The sequence below is a fragment of the Photorhabdus stackebrandtii genome, assembly GCF_011189495.1.
Classification (GTDB): domain Bacteria; phylum Pseudomonadota; class Gammaproteobacteria; order Enterobacterales; family Enterobacteriaceae; genus Photorhabdus; species Photorhabdus khanii.
This window is the reverse complement of sequence record NZ_PUJV01000177.1, coordinates 1-455: the sequence shown is the minus strand read 5'-3', so window position 1 is coordinate 455 and position 455 is coordinate 1. Positions and strand designations below refer to the sequence as shown.

1 protein-coding gene is annotated in these 455 nt (G+C 56.3%); it reads right to left on the bottom strand.

Annotation, left to right across the window (positions count from 1 at the left end; all coding sequences use genetic code 11):
• A partial coding sequence (locus C5470_RS22225; protein ID WP_242688286.1) for a reverse transcriptase domain-containing protein occupies nt 1-455 on the bottom strand: 455 nt, incomplete at both ends.

The following is a 455-nucleotide window of genomic DNA, read 5'->3' as shown; positions in this document are numbered from 1 at the left end:
TAGACCTTGCCGTCTTCCATGTAGCCTGCCGTCAGCCATTTTCCGAGGACTGATTTATCCATCGGCACATGCTCACGAAGCCATGTATGGCTGATTTGATCAAAGCAGGCTTTTATATCCCCTTCAAGGATCCACCGGGCTGCGTTGCGTTGTGCCAGTATATTGAAACACTGTGCAATGGCGTCTGCCGCGGCCCGTCCGGGCCGGAACCCGTAGGCGTTTGGGTCTGCCAGCATTTCTGCTACGGGCTCCAGTGCCAGCAAATGAAGTGCTTGCTGGGCCCGGTCAGCCATAACGGGAATGCCGAGCGGACGACGTTTGCCATTCTTTTTGGGGATATAGATGCGCCTCAACGGTTGGGGTCGATACCCCCTCCGTTGCAATGACTGCACACCCTTGAGTTTCTGCGTGGGGGTTTTCCAGATTTGGCCATCCACACCGGGGGTGTTACGGCC